Source organism: Allokutzneria sp. A3M-2-11 16 (genome assembly GCF_024213555.1).
Lineage (GTDB): Bacteria > Actinomycetota > Actinomycetes > Mycobacteriales > Pseudonocardiaceae > Allokutzneria.
The window spans coordinates 1-18,644 of the sequence record NZ_JANAVO010000031.1; the positions used below are offsets into that span (position 1 = coordinate 1).

16 protein-coding genes are annotated in these 18,644 nt (G+C 69.6%); 7 read left to right on the top strand and 9 right to left on the bottom strand.

Annotation, left to right across the window (positions count from 1 at the left end; genetic code table 11):
* Positions 1-96: 96 nt before the first annotated feature.
* From NLX83_RS40075 to pruA, 3 genes are all read right to left on the bottom strand, one after another.
* Positions 97-699 (bottom strand): TetR/AcrR family transcriptional regulator, encoded by a 603-nt coding sequence (locus NLX83_RS40075; RefSeq protein ID WP_254240534.1) that lies wholly within the window; start codon positions 697-699, stop codon positions 97-99.
* A gap of 179 nt (positions 700-878) precedes the next feature.
* Entirely contained in the window at positions 879-1,808 is a 930-nt protein-coding gene (locus tag NLX83_RS40080) for a proline dehydrogenase family protein (RefSeq protein WP_254240535.1), read from the bottom strand.
* Between the two features lie 8 nt (positions 1,809-1,816).
* Complete coding sequence (gene pruA / locus NLX83_RS40085; protein ID WP_254240536.1) at positions 1,817-3,442, bottom strand: L-glutamate gamma-semialdehyde dehydrogenase; 1,626 nt, start codon at positions 3,440-3,442, stop codon at positions 1,817-1,819.
* Positions 3,443-3,566: 124 nt separating this feature from the next.
* Between pruA and NLX83_RS40090 the strand changes: the two genes are divergently transcribed.
* The gene (locus NLX83_RS40090; protein WP_254240537.1) at positions 3,567-5,201 is read left to right on the top strand and encodes a PucR family transcriptional regulator; all 1,635 of its coding nucleotides are present in this window, start codon (positions 3,567-3,569) and stop codon (positions 5,199-5,201) included.
* Here the strand turns inward: NLX83_RS40090 and NLX83_RS40095 are convergent.
* Entirely contained in the window at positions 5,181-6,383 is a 1,203-nt protein-coding gene (locus NLX83_RS40095) for a lactonase family protein (protein ID WP_254240538.1), read from the bottom strand. The genes NLX83_RS40090 and NLX83_RS40095 overlap by 21 nt on opposite strands.
* A gap of 206 nt (positions 6,384-6,589) precedes the next feature.
* On the opposite strand from NLX83_RS40095, the gene NLX83_RS40100 reads away from it, so the two are divergent.
* Complete coding sequence (locus tag NLX83_RS40100; protein WP_254240539.1) at positions 6,590-6,979, top strand: winged helix-turn-helix transcriptional regulator; 390 nt, start codon at positions 6,590-6,592, stop codon at positions 6,977-6,979.
* Here the strand turns inward: NLX83_RS40100 and NLX83_RS40105 are convergent.
* Positions 6,945-7,820: a MurR/RpiR family transcriptional regulator gene (locus NLX83_RS40105; protein WP_254240540.1), complete on the bottom strand. Its 876-nt coding sequence runs from the start codon at positions 7,818-7,820 to the stop codon at positions 6,945-6,947. The two genes, NLX83_RS40100 and NLX83_RS40105, sit on opposite strands and share 35 nt — an antisense overlap.
* Before the next feature lie 91 nt (positions 7,821-7,911).
* Between NLX83_RS40105 and NLX83_RS40110 the strand changes: the two genes are divergently transcribed.
* From NLX83_RS40110 to NLX83_RS40120, 3 genes are read left to right on the top strand one after another with little or no spacing between them, the layout of a single operon-like run.
* A complete protein-coding gene (locus tag NLX83_RS40110) occupies positions 7,912-9,264 on the top strand; it encodes an MFS transporter (protein WP_254240541.1) in 1,353 nt (450 codons plus the stop codon).
* Positions 9,261-9,719: a GAF domain-containing protein gene (locus tag NLX83_RS40115; RefSeq protein WP_254240542.1), complete on the top strand. Its 459-nt coding sequence runs from the start codon at positions 9,261-9,263 to the stop codon at positions 9,717-9,719. The genes NLX83_RS40110 and NLX83_RS40115 overlap by 4 nt, the downstream gene beginning before the upstream one ends.
* Complete coding sequence (locus NLX83_RS40120) at positions 9,710-10,933, top strand: metal-dependent hydrolase family protein (protein WP_254240543.1); 1,224 nt, start codon at positions 9,710-9,712, stop codon at positions 10,931-10,933. The genes NLX83_RS40115 and NLX83_RS40120 overlap by 10 nt, the downstream gene beginning before the upstream one ends.
* A 95-nt stretch (positions 10,934-11,028) precedes the next feature.
* On the opposite strand, the gene NLX83_RS40125 is transcribed toward NLX83_RS40120, so the two are convergent.
* Positions 11,029-12,849: an FUSC family protein gene (locus NLX83_RS40125; protein ID WP_254240544.1), complete on the bottom strand. Its 1,821-nt coding sequence runs from the start codon at positions 12,847-12,849 to the stop codon at positions 11,029-11,031.
* Between the two features lie 150 nt (positions 12,850-12,999).
* Here NLX83_RS40125 and NLX83_RS40130 point away from each other — a divergent pair, with 150 nt between their 5' ends.
* Positions 13,000-13,452, top strand: coding sequence for an Lrp/AsnC family transcriptional regulator (locus NLX83_RS40130; RefSeq protein WP_254240545.1), 453 nt, complete (start codon positions 13,000-13,002; stop codon positions 13,450-13,452).
* Positions 13,449-14,261, top strand: coding sequence for an NAD(+) diphosphatase (nudC, locus tag NLX83_RS40135; RefSeq protein WP_254240546.1), 813 nt, complete (start codon positions 13,449-13,451; stop codon positions 14,259-14,261). The genes NLX83_RS40130 and nudC overlap by 4 nt, the downstream gene beginning before the upstream one ends.
* On the opposite strand, the gene NLX83_RS40140 is transcribed toward nudC, so the two are convergent.
* From NLX83_RS40140 to NLX83_RS40150, 3 genes are all read right to left on the bottom strand, one after another.
* On the bottom strand, positions 14,251-14,871 hold the full coding sequence (locus NLX83_RS40140; protein ID WP_254240547.1) for a superoxide dismutase family protein: 621 nt from the start codon (positions 14,869-14,871) through the stop codon (positions 14,251-14,253). The genes nudC and NLX83_RS40140 overlap by 11 nt on opposite strands.
* 189 nt (positions 14,872-15,060) lie before the next feature.
* Positions 15,061-17,340 carry a glycosyl hydrolase family 95 catalytic domain-containing protein gene (locus NLX83_RS40145; RefSeq protein WP_254240548.1) on the bottom strand — a complete coding sequence of 760 codons (2,280 nt, stop codon included), beginning with the start codon at positions 17,338-17,340 and terminating at the stop codon, positions 15,061-15,063.
* A gap of 300 nt (positions 17,341-17,640) precedes the next feature.
* Complete coding sequence (locus tag NLX83_RS40150) at positions 17,641-18,627, bottom strand: malate dehydrogenase (protein WP_254240549.1); 987 nt, start codon at positions 18,625-18,627, stop codon at positions 17,641-17,643.
* Positions 18,628-18,644: the final 17 nt, after the last annotated feature.

The following is an 18,644-nucleotide window of genomic DNA, read 5'->3' on the forward strand; positions in this document are numbered from 1 at the left end:
AGAGTAGGACGCCGCCGAACAATCATTCCTGAAGGGGTCCCGGATACGTCCGGGACCCCTTCAGGCATTTCCGGGGAAGAAAGAAGAACCGAAGAGCTACAGCGGGGCCAGCAGCGCGGCGAGGCCGCGGCGGATGCGGTCCGTGCTCAGCCCGCGGACCTGGCGCTGGTGCAGGTAGAGGTTCGTGGCCAGCGGCGCCAGCAGCGCGTCGGCCAGGAACTCGGCGTCCACATCCGGCCGGATCTCGTTGATCAACGTCACCAGGTGCGCGTGGTGCACCTCGTAGGCGGTGCAGGTGAACCGGGCGTACGGAGCGGAGGTCTCGGCGACCAGTAACAGCTCCGAGTTCTCCTCCAGGCGGTCGACCAGTGCCGACAGCAACGCGGCGATCCGCTCCTTCGGCGCGGCACCGGGACCGAGCGGCGCGGGCCCGGTCAGCAGTGACTCCTGGAACTGGAGTTCCTGGTCCGACAGCAGCGCGTGGGCCAGGCCGGAGAGATCGCCGAACCGGCGGTACACCGTGCCGACGCCGACGCGGGCCACCCGTGCGACCTCGTCCATGGACAGGCCGCTCGCCCCGCGGGTCTGCAGGATCAGGCTGGCCGCATCCAAGATCTTCCTGCGGTTGCGCGCCGCGTCCGCCCGCTCGGCCACCCGGGCCCGGCCCAGCACCGGGACGATGGCGGAATCGCTGGTCACGAAGGCGGTCCTCCTCGGCACGCTGGGATGGCCTGACAGGGTATCGGAGCGTATTCAGCATTTGCTGAGCTTAGTCTCAGAACTTCGTTAGGATGATGACTTCAGTGCCGAGTGAAATTGATCTGGCCGGGAAAGGGCCCGCCGATCACGTCGAGCGGGCCCCTCCGGTCGCGCAGTGCTTACCCCCTGGTCAGCAGGGAGCGTAGGAAGAACGCGATGTTGGCCGGACGCTCGGCCAGACGCCGCATGAAGTAGCCGTACCACTCGTCGCCGTACGGGACGTAGACACGCATGCGGTGTCCTTCGTCGGCGAGGCGCAGCTGCTCAGTTGGGCGGATGCCGTAGAGCATCTGGTACTCGAACTCGCCCGGCTTGCGTCCCGCTCGCGCGGCCACGTCGCCCGCGATCTCGATCAGCCTGGGGTCGTGCGAGGCCACCATCGGGTAACCGCTGCCGTTCATCAGCGCCTTCAGACAGCGCACGTAGGACAGGTCGACCTCGTGCTTGTCCTGGTAGGCAACCGATTCCGGCTCCTTGTAGGCGCCCTTGCACAGTCGCACCCGCGAACCCGCGGTGGCGAGGTCGCGGCAGTCCGCCTCGGTCCGCCTCAGGTACGCCTGGAGCACCGCGCCGACCCACGGGAAGTCCATCCGCAGCTCGGCGAGGATGTCCAGGGTGGAGTCGGTCGTGGTGTGGTCCTCCATGTCGAGGGTCACCGTGGTGCCGACGACCCCCGCCGCCGAACAGATCTTGCGCGCGTTCTCCAACGCGATGCGGTGCCCGTTCTTCGGAAGCGACTGGCCGACCGCGGACAGCTTCACCGAGACCTCGGCGCGCTCGGACAGCCCCGTTTCCTGGAGCAGCCCCAGCAACCGCAGGTACGCCTCCACCGTGGCGTCGGCGTCGGTCGTCTGCACCGTGTCCTCACCGAGGTGGTCGAGGGTGACGAAGCGACCGGTGCCGACGAGCTCGCGGGTGATCCGGATGGCGTCGTCCACCGCCGAGCCCGCCACGAAGCGGTTGACCACCGGCTTGGTCAGCGGGGTGGTCTCCACCAGCGTGCGGGCCGCCGGGGAACGCGATGCGAACAGCAGCGAGGAGCGCAACATGGTGACTCCTATCCCTGGTGCGGGTGCCGGGAAACGGTGGGGGCGACGAAGGTTTCCTTGATCGACCGCGGGCTGACCCAGCGCAGCAGGTTGTGCACGGCGCCAGCCTTGTCGTTGGTGCCCGACGCGCGACCGCCGCCGAACGGCTGCTGACCGACGACCGCGCCGGTGGGCTTGTCGTTGACGTAGAAGTTGCCCGCCGCGAAGCGCAGCTCCTCGGTCGCCTTGGCCACGGCGTAGCGGTCGCGGGCCATGATCGAACCGGTGAGGCCGTAGGGCGCCGCGCTCTCCATCTGGCGGAGCACCTTGTCGTAGTCGGCGTCGTCGTAGACGTGCACGGCCAGGACCGGGCCGAAGTACTCGGTGGTGAAGACCTCGTGCTCGGGGTTGTCGCCGAGCAGCACGGTCGGCCAGACGAAGAAGCCCTGCGAGTCGTCGGCGGTGCCACCGGCGGCGATCTCCAGCGAGGAGTCGGCGCGGGCCCGGTCGAGCACGCCGGAGAGCTTGTCGAAGGAACGGCGGTCGATCACCGCGCCCATGAAGTTCGACAGGTCGGTGACGTCACCGACGGTCAGCGACTCGACCTCGGCGAGGAAGTCGTCGCGGATGACCTTCCACAGCGACCGCGGCACGTAGGCGCGCGAGGCGGCGGAGCACTTCTGGCCCTGGTACTCGAAGGCGCCGCGGACCATGGCGGTGCGCAGGACGTCCGGGTCGGCCGACGGGTGGGCGAGGATGAAGTCCTTGCCGCCGGTCTCACCGACCAGGCGCGGGTAGGCGCGGTAGTTGCGGATGTTCGCGCCGACGCTGCCCCACAGGTGCTGGAAGGTCGCGGTGGAACCGGTGAAGTGGATGCCCGCGAGGTCGCGGTCGGCCAGGGCGACCTCGGAGACCGCGAGCCCGTCGCCGGTGACCAGGTTGATCACGCCGGGCGGCATACCGGCCTCTTCGAGCAGGCGCATGGTCAGGTGCGCGGACAGGGCCTGCGTCGGGGACGGCTTCCACAGCACGACGTTGCCCATCAGCGCGGGCGCGGTCGGCAGGTTGGCCGCGATGGCGGTGAAGTTGAACGGCGTGATCGCGTAGACGAAGCCCTCAAGGGGGCGGTGGTCGGTGCGGTTCCACACGCCGGGGGAGCTCTTCGGCTGCTCGGCGAGCAGCTGGCGGCCGAAGTGCACGTTGAAGCGCCAGAAGTCGATCAGCTCGCAGGCGGAGTCGATCTCGGCCTGGATCGCGGTCTTGGACTGGCCGAGCATGGTGGCCGCGTTGAGCTTCTGCCGCCACGGACCGGCGAGCAGGTCGGCCGCGCGGAGCAGGATCGCGGCGCGGTCGTCGAAGGACAGCGCGCGCCACGCGGGGGCGGCCTCGCGGGCGGCGGCGATAGCGGCAGCGGCGTCGGCGGTGGAGGCGTTGCCGGTGCTGCCGAGCACGGCGCGGTGGTTGTGCGGCTGGACCACGTCGATCCGCTCGCCGCCCGCCATCCGCTGCTCGCCGCCGATGGTCATGGTCAGCTCGTGCGGCTCCTTGGCCAGCGCGACCAGTTCCCGCTCCAGCTCGGCCCGCTCGGGTTTGCCCGGGGCGTAGTCGAGCACCGGCTCGTTGACCGGAAGCGGAACCTGGGTCACGGCGTCCATGGAGTCTCCTCGCTGAGCATGCGTCCTGATGGCCCGCACGTTAGGTCTCGCCGACCCGCCGTTCTGTGGCGGTTTGGCTAGAGTTCCGGCCTGGGCTTTGTACGAACGGACAAAGGAGATAGGTGTGTCGGACCAGGTGGGTGCGGCGCGGGGTGCTGTTATCCGGCAGCTGCTGCTCACCCTGGGCGACGAGCTCGTCGAGCCGTTGATCGTGCCGCGTGATGCCGAGGTGCTGGACGTGGTGATCCTCGATCCGGACGACGAGCCCGGTGTCCAGCCCGGCGATCTGGCGCTGCTCATCGGTGTGCGCGGGCGCGCCGCGGTGCCGCTCGTGCGGTCGGCTGCCCAGCGCGGAGCTGTGGCGGTCGCGGTCAAGATCGGCGAGCGGGACACGGCCGTGGAAGCGCTTCGCGATGCGGCGCGTGAGGCGGGGACTGCGTTGCTCGGTGTGCGGCCCGGGGCGCGGTGGGAGCAGCTGGAGGCGTTGCTGCGTGCGGTGGTCAGCAGCGCGCGGGTGGCGGCGTCGGCCGGGGAGGGCCAGGTGCTCGGCGATCTTTTTGGGCTGGCTCAGACGATCGCGGAGCTCACCGGCGGGATCGTGAGCATCGAAGATCCGGCCTACCGCGTGCTCGCGTACTCGCGTTCTGACGATGCCGTGGACGAGCTGCGGCGGCTGTCGATCCTCGGCCGTGAGGGGCCGGAGTCGTACCTGTCGATGCTCCGCGGCTGGGGTGTCTACCAGCGGTTGCGCTCCGGTGAAGACGTTGTGCACCTTGATGAGCGGGCCGATCTGGGGATTCGGCGGCGGCTCGCGGTGGGCATCCACGCGGGCTCGCAGTACCTGGGCACGATCTGGGTGCAGCACGCGGGCCGTGACTTCTCGCCGGGCGCGGAGCAGGCGCTGGTCGGTGCGGCCCGGGTGGCGGCGCTGCACCTGATCCGCCAGCGCAGCGAGTCCGCGGCGATGATGCTCGACCCCGCGAGCGGGTCTTCGGCCGAAGTCCGCTTGCGCGCGAACCTGTTGCGGGGCTTGCTGGACGGGCGGGTCGATCCGGCGACGGTGGGCGAGCAGGTCGACGCGGATCTCCGGCGCCCGTCCACCGTGGTGATCTTCGCGGCGCGCGGTGCCGAGCGGGAGCTGCGGTTGACCGAGCTGACGAGCCTGATCTCCGTGCACGCGGCGGCTTATCGGCGGGCCGCGCTGGTGGCGGCGAGTGGTGGGCGGGTCTACGTGCTGCTGCCGGAGCTGCCGGAGTCCGGCGCTCGCGACACGGTGCTCGCGCTGACCAGGGAGATCGTGACCGCGGCGCGGCGGAGGGGACAGGTGCAGGCGGCGATCGGCGCGGTCGCGGCGGGCGCGCAGCAGATCGCGGAGTCCCGCCGCGTCGCCGAGCGGGTGCTGGCCGCCGCGGTGCGCCACCCGGACGTCGAGGTGGCGACGCTGGAGGAGCTGCGCTCGGAAGTGCTCTACAGTGAGCTGATCGACGTGGTCGCCGGTCACCCAGGCATCCGTGATCCGCGCCTGCACGGCCTGGTCGCGCACGACGCGGAGCACGGGAGCCGGTTCGCGGAGAGCCTGCGCGCCTACCTCGACGCGTTCGGCGACGTGGCGGGGGCGGCGGCGGAGATGCACATCCACCCCAACACGTTGCGGTACCGCGTGCGGCGGGCGGTGGAGCTGACGGGGATCGACCTCGACGATCCCCGTCAGCGCCTGGTCACGACGCTCCAGTTGCATTTAGGGGACAAGCCAGACTGAGTGCGGGCCCGGTGGGACCGCCAGTTCGATGTTCGTTCTTTCCAGGCGTTTCTGGGACAGGGTGAAGAATTCGACCGCGCCGCGCCGCTGACGTGGGTCGAAGCGGTCGAACACGGTGATGGCCACGTGGTTGCCGGACGCGTCGAAGGTGACGCCCTCCGGGAGAACTCCGTTCAGCGGGATTCGTTGCAGGGTTTTCAGCGAGCCCTTGTCGAGTTCGAGCAGGTTCATCGAGCCTTCTTTGGAGAGGCGTTTGTCGTTCCACGGGAGCCAGCTGTGCGTGAGATTTCCGGTCACGATGTAGCGGCCGTTCGGGGACACCGCGATGCCTTCCGGGCTGACATCCGTGGGTGCGCGCCCGGTGACTTTGTGCTTTCCCTTCTCGGAATCGAACCTGACCGCGGTGATGGTTCCGGGTGGCGGGTCGACGAAGAGGCCGGGAACGTCATCGCCCCATTGGAGGTCGGTGGAGAGGTAGTAGCCGCCGTCCGGGGTGAAGATGCCCTCGTCGGGGAACTTGCCGACCTTGACGGGGGCGCCCCACGGGCGCAGCGTCACCGCGCCGCCCGTGCGGACGACCTCGTGGAAGCGGATCTCGTCCTTGAACGGGATGCCGTGCGCGAGGAAGCGGCCGGAGGGGTGCCATTCGATCCGGCCGACGCGCCGCACCGCCTCGCCGGGCTCCCCGGCCGAGGCGGCCAGCACCTCGGTGCCGATGCGGCCGTCCGGTCCGACCTCCCTGATCAGGATGTTCCTGCCGGGCTCGTCGGTGTTGACGGCCAGCAGGGAACCGTCCGGGCTGAGGCTCAGCGTGTGCGCGACCTGCCCGACCTGGACCGTCTGGATCACCTTCGGCGCGCGCACGTCGGTGATGTCCACGACGGAGACGACGGCCGCGCGCGGCAGGTCGGTGAACACGTTCTTGACCTCGGTGACGCCGGGCGGCGGGCCGCCGCGGGTGCGCAGCACGTAGGCGAACCGGCCGTCCTTCGACGCCACCATCCCGTACGGCGGGCCGATGACCGAGTTCTCCACGGCCACCTCCCCGGACGGGGGCGGGGCGAGGTCCCTCGGTGCTCCGAGTTGCAGTGGGAGGTCGAGCGCGGTCAGCGTGTCGGGCTTTCCGCCGGTGTCCCGGCCACCCGCGCGCAGTTTTCCGTCGAGGAACGCGCTGGCGGGCATGTCCGTATCGCTCAGAATCAACAACTTTCCGCCTTGGAAAGTGTTGGATACCGATTCTGGCTGGGGCAGGAATGAGGCGGCTATCGCGACCGCGGAGGTCAGCGAAAGCGCGATGATTCCGGATTTCATGTGGTGGAGCGTAAGCGCGCTACACTTTCGGAAGGAAGAACGCACTTTGAAGTGCGTAACGGACGAGCGGGGAAGAGATGCCGACCGCATACGACGCGTTCCACTCCGCGTGCCCGGCGCGCGAGCTGCACGACCGGATCAGCGACCGGTGGGTCAGCCTGATCATGAACGCGCTCGCCGAGGGCGATCACCGCTACAGCGACCTGTCCCGGGTGGTCCTCGGGATCACGCAGAAGATGCTCACCCAGACACTGCGCAGGCTGGAGCGCGACGGACTGGTCTCGCGGACCGTCATCCCGCAGCGCCCGGTGCGGGTGGACTACTCGCTGACCCCGCTCGGCCGGAGCCTGCTGCCGGTGATGCGCGCGATCAAGCTCTGGGCCGAGGCGCACATCGAGGACGTGCACGCCGCGCGGGCGGACTATGACACGCTCACGAGCGGCGCGGGGAGCGGTGCAGCAGGGTGAAGTTCGCCCACTGGTCCTCCGCCGCCTGAACCGCGGCGCGGGTGTGGTCGGGGTCGATGGCGGCGAGCTGCGCGACGATCGCGTGCGCCACGGCCGTGCCCGCGGTGAGCGAGGGGAAGAAGGCCACGCCCTCCGCGGGCACCAGGACCACGTCGTCGGCGGCTTCGGTCAGGGCAGGGCTGGCGGCGTCGCTCACCGCGTAGACCGTGGCGCCCCGGTCGCGGGCGAGCTGCGCCGCACGGACGGTGCTCTCGTAGAGGCGCCAGAAGCTGATCGCGATCAGGACGTCGTCGGCGGTGATCCGCGCCGAGGCGTTGGCCAGCTCCGTGACGTTGGTGATCAAGGTCGCCGGGTAGCCCGCCAGCCCGATGTTGTGCGCCAGCGCGGTGCCGACCGCGGCGTAGCTGCCCGAGGCGATGACGAGGGTGTCGCGGGCGCCCGCGATGGAGCGCGCGATGCGGTCGAAGGTGCCCGCGGGCAGGCGCCGGGACACCACGAGGCTTTCCGCGTCGCGGCGCAGCGAGGCCAGGCACGGCGCCTCCGAGCTGTCGCCGTGTTCGGCGGCGACCTCGGGCGCGGTCAGCGCGGAGAGGTAGCGGGCGCGCAGGTGTTGTTGCAGCGCGGGCCATCCCGCGAAGTTCAGTGCCTGGGCGGCGCGGGTCACGGTCGCCACGTTGACGCCCGCCAGCTCGGCGATGTCGGCGGTGGAGCCGAAGGACGCCCGGCGCGGCTGGCTGATCAGGACGTCGAGCACCGCGGTGGACTTGGCGGACAGGCCGCCGGGCGGGACCCGGCCGCGCAGCCACGACTCGTAGCTGTCTTCGGGGCTGTCTTCGTGCACGTAACCAGTTTGCAAAGCCTGTTGCGATAACGCCAGTACGCAGTTTACGTTGCGGCGACTGGTTAGCTCTGCGAACGAAGTGGAGGGCCGCGTGTCGTTGCTCGCCCGACTGGATCGCCTCCCCCTGTCCCGTCCCCACCACCGGCTGCTGGTCATCGGCGGCCTCGGCTACACCTTCGACGGCATGGACGCGGCGATCGTCGCCTTCCTGCTGCCCAGCGTGCAGGCCGAGTGGGGGCTGTCGAACGCGCAGCTGGGCCTGATCGGCTCCGCCACCCCGTTCGGCTTCCTCTTCGGCGCCGCGCTCGCGGGCATCCTCGGCGACCGGTTCGGCAGGCGCTGGGTGATGATGGGCGCGCTGGCCTTCTACTGCGCGTTCACCCTGGTCGCGGCCGGGGCGCCGAGCTTCGAGCTGTTCCTGGTCGCCCGCGTGCTCGCGGGCGTGGGCACCGGGGCGGAGAGCGCCATCATCGCCCCGTTCCTGTCCGAGTTCGTCCCGCCCGCGCGGCGCGGCTGGTTCGTCGGCGCCCTCGCCGGGTTCTTCTCCTTCGGGTTCGTGGGGGCCGCGCTGCTCGGCCGGTTCGTCGTACCGACCATGGACGAGGGCTGGCGCTGGGCGCAGGTGCTGACCGCGCTGCCGGTGCTGATGCTGTTGTGGTGGCGGCGTTCCCTGCCCGAGTCGCCGCGCTACCTGCTGGCCAACGGCCGCACCGAGGAGGCCGAGCGCGTCGTCGTCGCCTTCGAGCGGGAGACCGAGCGCGCGACCGGGGCTCCGCTGCCGCCGATCCCGGACTCGGAGGAGGGCGCGGTCCAGGCCGCGCGCAAGGTCGGGCTCGGCTCGGCCCTGCGGTACCTGTGGAGTGGCGCGATGGCCCGGCGCACGGCGATCACCTGGCTGCTCTGGTTCGTGATCACCTTCTCCTACTACGGTTTCTTCTCCTGGATCCCGACACTGTTGGTGCAGCAGGGGATCACCGTCACGAAGAGCTTCGAGTTCTCCATCGTGATCTACCTGGCGCAGGTGCCCGGCTACTTCTCCGCGGCGTGGCTGGGGGAGCGGCTGGACCGGAAGAACACCATCGCGCTCTACCTGGCGGGCTCGGCCGTCAGCGCGTTCTGGCTGAGCCAGATGACCGACCCGGTGATGATCATGGTGTCCGGGGCGGTGCTGTCGTTCTTCCTCAACGGCACCTACGCGGGCCTGTACTCCTACACCCCCGAGGTGTTCCCGACCTGGGTCCGCGCCAGCGGCACGGGGCTCTCCAGCGCGTTCGGCCGGGTCGGCAGCATCCTGGCTCCGTCGATCATCGGCTTCTTCGCCGCCACGTGGGGCTTCGGCGGCGTGTTCGGCATGACCACGACCGTGCTCGCGGTGGGCGTGGTGGCGGTGCTGGTCTTCGGGTTGTCCACTGCCGGGAAGTCCCTTGAGGAGCTGACCGAATGAGCAGAGTGCTTGCCAGGCTTGAAGAAGACCTGCGCGCGGAGGTCGGGGTGCGGTTGTTCACCGTGCTCGCGTGGCTGCCGTCGCGGCGCGTGCTGCACCGCGTGTACACGAGCCATCCTTCGCACTACCCCGTTGGTGGGGAGAAGTCGGTGGAGGTCGCAGCTGGTTGGCTGCGGCAGTGCATCGACGAGGGGCGGCCGTTCCTCGGCGTGAACCGCAAGGCCGTGCGCGAGGTGTTCATCGACCACGTGGTCATCGACCGGCTCGGCTGCGGCGCGGTGATCAACCTGCCGGTGCTCGCCGACTGCGGGGTGGTGGGCGTGATCAATCTGCTGGACGCTGAGGGTGTCTACGACGAGGACTCGGTGCGGCGGGCGGAGAAACTGGCCCCCGCCGCCGCGGCCGCGCTGGAGGCGTTGGTGCGCAAGCTGGAGGGAGCTTCCCGGTGCTGTTGAGGAACGCCGTCCTGTTCGAGCCGGAGAGCGGCGAGTTCTCCGAGGGGGACCTGCTCGCGGTCGACGGCCGGATCGCCGAGGTCGGTCGCGGGATTCGCGCACCCTCCGGCGCTCAGGTGCTCGATGTGGCCGGGGCGGTGGTGATGCCCGGCTTGGTGGACGCGCACGTGCACGTCACGGCGGCGACGGGTGACCTCGCGGCGATGGTCGGCTGGAGCCCTTCGTACGTGACCGCGCACGCCGGTCGGATCATGCGCGGCATGCTGGAGCGTGGTTTCACCACTGTGCGCGATGCTTCCGGCGCGGACTACGGACTCGCCGACGCACAGGCCGAGGGACTGCTTCGCGGTCCGCGGATTCTCTTTTGTGGCAAGGCGTTGAGCCAGACCGGTGGGCATGGTGACTCGCGTGGCCGGGGAACTCAGGTGCGCGATGGGCACTCGTGCTGCGCGGGGCTCGGCCGTGTCGCCGACGGGGTCGACGAGGTTCGCGTCGCCGCTCGGGACGAACTCCGCAAGGGAGCGCACCACATCAAGGTGATGGCTTCGGGAGGGGTTGCTTCGCCGACCGATCGCATCGACTCCACGCAGTACTCGATGGAGGAGCTGCGGGCGATCGTGCAGGAGGCGGATGCAGCCAACCGCTACGTCGCCGCGCACGCCTACACCGCTCGCGCGGTCAACCGCGCCCTCGAAGCCGGAGTGCGCTCCATTGAGCACGGCAACCTGCTGGACGACCGCAGCGTGGAACTTTTCGTTGAGCACCAGGCGTTCCTGGTGCCGACGCTGATCACCTACTGGGCGTTGAAGCAGGAGGGCATGGAGTTCGGCCTCACCCGCGACAACTGGGAGAAGGTCGACGCGGTGCTCGACGCCGGACTGTCCGCTGTGGACAGAGCGGCGCGCGGCGGTGCGCGGATCGTATACGGCAGCGATCTTCTCGGCGGGATGCACCGCCACCAGAACCGCGAGTTCACCTTGCGCGCGGAGGTTCTGTCCACAGTGGACGTCATCCGCTCGGCCACGAGCACAGCGGCTCAGCTGTTGGGCATGGTCGGCGAGATCGGCACACTCCGCGTCGGCGCCCACGCCGACCTGCTCGTCCTGGACGGCAACCCCGTCGACAACATCTCGGTCCTAGCCGAACCCGAGCACCACATCCGCGCGGTGATCCAATCCGGCACAGCCGTCATTTCTCCCGTTTCGTACTCTTAACGGGTTTTAGGAGCGCTCTCTTCCCCGCTATGAGTACGAAACGGGGGATCTCTGGGTACCTCGGCCCACGTTCAGGGGGCGTGGGCAGGTTGAGTTTACCTGAGTTCGGTTTGGGCCTCGCGGAGGCGGACGAGGTCGGTGGCCATGGCGTCGAACAGAAGTCGCTGTTCGGGGTCGGCGGTGTCGACCAGCTCCACGAAGCGGTCGCTCTCGTCGTCGCGTTCGGACTCCAAGGATGCGGTGAGGGCGGTGAGGGCGTGGCGGGTGGACTCCTCGGTCTCGGGCACGGCGGCGCGGTGCACCATCAGCCCGGCGATCCCGCTCAGCAAGCCCGCCAGCGCCTCGCCAGCCTTGGTGACGGCGACGCGCTCCGGGTCAGAGGCGCGGCGGCCCACGGTCGGTGGGTTCAGGACGTCGTTGATGCGGCGGACCAGTTCGCGGCGGCCTCGGCGCGCGGCACGGTCATCGGGGTCGACGGGAGTGTTGGCGGTCAACGTGATCAGGCCGGAGCGCAGCGCGTTGACGGCGTTGGTGACGCGCTCGGCGGGCGTGGGCTGGCGGGTCCCGGGGATCACGGCGAAGCCGAACAGCAGACCGATCGCGGCGGCGAGCACGGTCAGCACCAGGTACTCCACGATGACCGCGGTCGGGTCGAGGTGCTTGGTGGTGGCGTACATGCCGACGAGCATCAGGACGATGCAGGCGTTGAAGATGATCGGCTGCGACCGCTGGAAACCGAAACCCGCCACGAGCGCGAGCAGGCCGATCGGCATCAGCAGGTGGTCGGGGGCGAAGGCGAGGACACCGAACATGGCCACTGATCCGAGCACTGTGCCCGCGGTGCGCTGCCACGCACGGGTCGCGCTCGCTCGCCAATCCGGCTGTGTGATCAGGAAAACGGCCATCAGGAACGAGGTCATCAGCGGGTCGTCCGGTCGCTGCGTCGCGAGGACCAACGCGACGAGGATGCCGAGCGCGCAGCGCAGCGCGTGGCGGAACTGAGCCGATCGCCAGCTGAGCGCACCGGCCAGGGCATCGCCGAGGTACCCGCTGCCGTGCTGTCGCCAGTCCACTGGTGTCTGGTCGCGGTCGGCCAGTGCGGAGTGCAACCGGTCCAGCGCCTCGTGCATGCGCGTCACGAGGCGGCCGGTGCTGCCGGGGAGGTTCTTGAGCAGCGAAGGGCGTTGCGGCACAACGAGATCCGCTGGTGTCTGCTTTGCTTTGACGGCCTCGGCGATCGTGGCGGCCTCCTCCTTCGCCGCGTCGAGCACTTCGCGGGCGTCGGGGCGGGCGCTGAGCACGGCGGCCGCCGAGCGGTAGCGGAGGGTCGCGTCGAGGACGTGGCCGAGCCAGCGGCGTTGCTTGTCGGAGCGCCATGCCTGCACGGCGCCCTCGGGATCGGTGAGCTTCGGCGCGGCGAGCAGATCGGCGATCGCCTTGCGGGTGGGGCCGTCCGGATCGCGGAGCCCGGCGAGCACCCGCACGAGGACGGTCACCGCCGCGGCGAGCGCGGGCGCTGCGAGGATCTGCCACCACGCCGCGGTTCCGGTGAGCTGGAAGGTGTAGCCGAACAGGGCGGCCATGCCGAGGCCGAGCGCGGGGGTGACGAATCGCGGCCCCAGCGCGGGCAGCAATCCCGCCACGAAGACCACCACGGTCAGCAGTGCGATGGCGGCGGGCGGGCTGATGTGCGCGAGGAGCCGGGGCGTGGCCGCGGCCACCACGACGGTCGGGGCGAACCACGCGAGCAGCCGGAGGTCGGGCGTCAGTGCCCCGCCGAACGCGGCCATCAGGCAGAACATCGCGGTCAGCGCGCCGAGCATGGCGGCGGGGCCGAGGCCGATCAGCGTGCCGAGCCCGGAGACTCCGCCGACCAGGACCACGATCACCACGATCTGGCCGAGCGCACGCGTCACGGAGTCCTCCAAGATCTCGGGTCCGGCCGAAGTATGGATCACTCACCGTGGTCATCGCGCGTCGACCCGCCGTGCGAACAGAATCTGGTGATCATGCTTCTGAAGGGGATAGGGTTCGGCTAGAAGTGAGAATAAGGGAATGGAGTTCTGGTGGATCGGCTTGATCGGGAACTGCTCGCGTCGTTCCAGGAGGACGCGACCCAGTCCTACGCCACGCTGGGCAAGGCTGTCGGGCTGTCCACGACGGCCGCCCACGAGCGCATTCGCAAGCTGCGCGAGTCCGGGGTCATCCGGCGCACCACGGTCGAGATCGATCCGGTCGCGTGTGGACGGCCGGTCTCCGCGTTCGCGCTCGTGGAGGGCACCGCGTGGATGGGTGAACCCGCCGTCGGCGAGGCGCTGGCCGCGATCGCCGAGATCGAGCAGGCGCACATCGTCGCGGGCGCCGCCTCCCTCATGGTGAAGATCCGCGCGACCAGCAACGAGCACCTGCAACAGGTTCTGCGCCGGATCTACGACATCGACGGCGTCACCGGGACCAAGACGATCGTGGTGCTGGAGACGTTCTTCGAGCGCGCTTTCGACCCTCGGGAGCAGTCATGACGCTCATGTACTGCGGCCTCGAACTCGATCGGGCCGCCAACCGGCGTGGTGATCGCGCTTGGCTGGAGGAAGTGCGCGCGTCGGCGCGAGTGCTTCCATTGTGGAGGGACAAGTGCCTGGTCGGTGCCACGTGTGAAACATCGGACTTCGAGGTCTTCCTTGGCATGGACGGAGATACGGCCGTGTTCGCGGCTGATCTGTCCACTATGGAACTGGCCGCGACCGGCGCGAGCGAAGCGGTCGATGTGCGGAGGCTCTTCGGCACCATCAGCGCCGAAGAGGCGGCGACGCTGGCCTATGCGCGCGGAATCCTGCACTGGAACCGAAATCAGCGGTTCTGCGGAGCATGCGGCGGTGCGACCGAGTCGCGTGAGGGCGGGCACCTGAGGGCCTGTCAGGAGTGCTCGAAGCTGCTGTTCCCGCGCATCGAACCCGCGGTGATCGTGCTCGTCGAGTCGCCGGTGGCGCCGAAGGTCCTGCTCGGGCGACCGCAGAAGGGCGGGTTCTGCACCCTGGCGGGCTTCGTGGAGATCGGCGAGAGCCTGGAGGACGCCGTGCGCCGCGAGGTCTTCGAGGAGGCCGGGGTCGTCGTGGGCGATGTCCGCTACCAAGCCTCGCAGGCGTGGCCGTTCCCGTCCGGCCTGATGGTCGGCTTCCGCGCGACCGCGGTCTCCGAGGAGTTCACAGTGGACGGTGTGGAGCTCGCCGAGGCGAAGTGGTTCACCCCGGACGAGCTCCGCGCCGAGTATCCGTGCACTGTGGACTCAATCGAAGGGCACCTGGTGCGCGAATGGCTCGCTACTGCTTGAACGGCACGGTGAAGCAGGCGAGCCTGCCACCCGCGGTCCCGGCCTGGCCGTGGTGCGTCGCGGTGGTCTCCTTCTCGTGCACCACGATCGAGGCGGGCGCCCGGTCGGTGAAGCCGAACGGCACGGTCGCCTTCGACGAGCCCGCGCCCTGGGCGTCGGTGCGGAAGTCGAGCCAGATCTCGTTGCGCGTATTGGCGTACGCGGGGTCGGCGGAGGGCTTTTCCGGTGTGGCGGCGGGGTCGATGTTGTTCTGGTAGTGCGGCCCCGCGTCCGCGCCGGTGGCACCGCACGGCTTGGTGTGGGCGTGCACCGCGTACCCGCGCGAGGGCTGCATTCCCTTGGCGCCGAAGTCGACGGTGGTGCTGCCGTCGCCGGTGGTGATCTTGACGGTCAGCTGTGCGCCGATCGGTGCCGCGGGGTTGTAGCTCACCGCGGCACCGGAGCCGGGCGCCGCGAGGGTGCCGGTGAACTCCGCCGGAGCGGGCTTCGGCTGGTCGGAGCTGGGCGTGGTGTTCGCGGGCTTGTCGGGTTGTGCGCACGCGGTGATCAGGGCGGTGGTGATCAGGGCGGTGGAGCCGAGCACGGCCATGGCCAGCAAGCTACGAGACATGGCCCCAGTCTTCCCTCTCGTGACCGCGCGCACACTCCGGGGGGTTCGACCGTCTTCAAGTCCCCCGAACCCCCGCCCAGCGTTGTGTACCCAATGTGGCATTCGTTACGTCAGACGAAACAAATGCCACATTGGGTACGTAAGCGCTGGGGGTTGGGGGGACTTGAAGACCTGCGAACCTGGTGAGGGTTACGGCAGGCCCCACGGTGGGGGCGGAGTGGTGGGCGAGGGGACGTCGCGCGGTGCCAGGGTCGGGCGGGTGCCACGACGGGTGATCAACGCGGACTCACCCCTGCGCAGTCGAACGGAGATCCGGTTCGGCGCGACCTGCCGCCACGGCACAGGACGGCCGTGACTATCGCGCACATCGATCTCCCCGGGCACACCGTGTTGCAGCACAAGGGGTTCTCCGGCCTCGCTGTGCACGCGGACCCATTCCGTGCTGCCGTTGCGGCGCGAGGCGTCGACGAGGAAAGTGCCCTGGGTGCGCAGCGACTCCACGGACGCGTCCGGCCACGTCTTCGACACCGACGGGAACACCTTCACCACGCCGTCCCCGCTCTGGACCAGCATGTCCAGCACGGACTGCGCCGCGGTCAACGGGCTTTCGATGGCCAGATTCGTGCCCTCGCGGTACATCGTGTTCGGGGTCAGCTGCGTCTCGTGCACGATCGAGCCGTCCAGGAATCCCAGGAGGTTCGCCAGCGCCTCCTCGGGCGAGTCCATCAGCGAGCACATCGTCGACGCCGCCGCGAAGCTGTAGCCGTGCCAGTTGACCCGCAGGCTCGACCAGTGGTCGTAGCTCGTGCGCATCAGGGCGCGGTCGGCGGGGCGGTCCCACTGGTACTCGCGCAACGGGTAGAGCCACAGCAGGTGCGAGAAGTGGCGGTGGGACTCGGCCAGCGGCACCCCGTCGCCGATGATCACGCCCTGCGCGGTGCGGTGGTAGGGCACGAGCTTGGCCAGCACGTCCCGCCACACCGGCAGCCTGGGATCGTTGATGCGCAAGCGATGCGCCGTGTCGATCAACATGCCGCAACCCCACCGGATCAGCGACAGGTCGTAGGTGCAGTCGGCCGCGTCGGCGTACTCCGGGGACCGGGTCAGCGGCAGGTGCAGGTAACCGTCGGAGCCCTGGACCAGGAAGTGGCGGTAGAAGTTGACCGCCTTGGCCAGGATCGGGAACAGCACGTCGCGCAGCACCCGCTCGTCCATGCTGTGCCGGTACGCCAGCCACACGTTGTGCAGACCCCAGATCAGGTTGCCGGTCTGGTCGGTCTTGGTGCCCGTGCCCGGGATGCCCACCGAGCGCGTGCCACCGGGCCGGAGCGTGCGGTCACCGGGGTGGGACAGCGCGTAGGTGTCGCCGTCGCGGTAGGCGGGCGGCACCGACTGTTCGAGATTGCGGTGGTAGCGGCGGAAAGTCGGCGTGACCGCGTCCAGCTCCGGGTGGTTGGAGCCGTTGACCATCGGATACGCGACCTGGACGTTGAGGTTCCACCACACCGCGGTCCAGCTGTTGCCGACCTCGGGGAACCACGGCCCCCACTCCGCGAGCACGGGCGCGTTCTCCCGCGTCGCCGCGGCCATCTTGTAGAGCTGGATCCAGTAGAACCGCTGCACCAGCTTGTCCGGGACTGAGACGAAACTCTTGCGGTAGTAGCGATTCCACCACCTTCGGTGCACCGCGACCAACGCGTCGGGGCTCTCCGCCAGGGTGCGCCGGACCGTGCGCAGCGCCTCCTCGCGGCCGGTGGAGTTCGGGTAGCCGTAGGCGATCGTCGCGACGAGCAGGCGTCGTGTGCCCGCGCGTTTCTCCTGCCACGCCGTGGTGTAGCCGCCGCCCGCGTGCATGGTCTGCTCGACGAAACCGACGCCGATCGTGGGATCGGGGTTGCCGGTGTAGTCGGCGGGCACGCGGATCTTGCGGGTGGTGTGCGAGGGCAACGGGGTGAAGCCCCACGCGGCGGACTCCTCGCCCGCCGTGGTGGTCAGCGACACCAGCAGCACATCGCGGTCGTTGTGCACCAACGCGGTGAACGTCAGCCCGCCCCTGGTGGTCGTGATCGTCCCGGTCAGCTCGGCGTTCCACAGGTCCAGCCGCCAGTCCACCGCGGTGATCGCGCCCGCGGTGGTCAGGGTGAGGAAGCCGATCGGCAGCCGGGACAGGCCGATGCCCGCCTCCCACTGCACGCGCTGGTCTTGCACGTGGCCGTGGCTGAGCATGACCTTGAGGACGTTGTCGGCCTCGGCGCGGTAGAGCTGCGCGCCGAGGAATCCGTTGCCCAGGAACGGGCCGTTCTGCCAGCTGTCCGGGAGCCTGCGCCAGCGCATCGCCGCGTCGGCCGCGGTGCGCTCGTGGGTGCCGCCGCCGGTGCCGGTTTCGGACGCCGCCCACGCCACCGGCGAGGCGACCACCGCCAGCGCGGCGGAAGCGCCCAGGAAGGTCCTTCTGGAGAGAGCCGTCATTCGCCCCTGTCCTCACTGCGTCGTGCGGCGGCGGGCGAAACATACGATGTTTCCGCGCAAAACGCGAGAGCCTGCGGCGAATCTTCCCCCATTCATCCGATGTCTGCCGGGGTTTGCTGGTCTTCAAGTACACCCAACCCGGGTTCCAGCGGTCTCAAACCGCCCCCAACCTCGGTCGGGGTTGGGGGCGGTTTGAGACGTTCTGGGTGGGGGTCGGGTGTACTTGAAGACCGGCGGACGGCCGCGCGCATGAGAAGACCCCCGGCTCGGGATGAGCCGGGGGTCGTTCTGCCGAGAAGATCAGATGAGGCCGAGCTGCTTGACAGCGTCGCGCTCCTCGATGAGCTCCTGGACGGAGGCGTCGATGCGCTCGCGGGAGAACTCGCCGATCTCCAGGCCCTGCACGATCTCGTAGCGGCCGTTGCGGGAGACCACCGGGAACGAGGAGATCAGGCCCTCGGGCACGCCGTAGGAACCGTCGGAGACCACGGCCGCAGAGGTCCAGTCGCCCTCCGGGGTGCCGTTGACCCAGTCGTACACGTGGTCGATGGCCGCGTTCGCCGCCGACGCCGCCGAGGACGCGCCGCGCGCCTCGATGATCGCCGCGCCGCGCTTGGCCACGGTCGGGATGAAGGTGTCCTTCAGCCACTCCTGCTCGACCTGCTCGGCCGCGACCTTGCCGGCGACCTCGGCGTTGAACAGGTCGGGGTACTGGGTCGCGGAGTGGTTGCCCCAGATGGTCAGCTTCTTGATGTCGGTGACGCCGACGCCGAGCTTGGCCGAGAGCTGCGAGAGCGCGCGGTTGTGGTCGAGGCGGGTCATCGCGGTGAAGCGCTCCGCGGGCACGTCCGGGGCGTGCGCCTGCGCGATGAGGGCGTTGGTGTTGGCGGGGTTGCCGACCACCAGCACGCGGATGTCGTCCGCGGCGCCGGCGTTGATCGCCTCGCCCTGCGGCTTGAAGATGCCGCCGTTGGCCGCGAGCAGGTCGCCGCGCTCCATGCCCTTGGTGCGCGGGCGGGCGCCGACGAGCAGGGCGACGTTGGTGCCGTCGAAGGCCTTCTTGGCGTCGTCGGTGATGTCGATGCCCTTGAGCAGCGGGAAGGCGCAGTCGTCCAGCTCCATCGCGGTGCCCTCGGCGGCCTTCACGGCCTGCGGGATCTCCAGCAGGCGCAGCTTGACCGGGGTGTCCGCGCCGAGCAGCTGGCCGGAGGCGATGCGGAACAGCAGGGCGTAGCCGATCTGACCGGCCGCTCCGGTAACGGTGACGTTGACGGGAGCTTGGGTCATGACGATCTCCTCGTTGA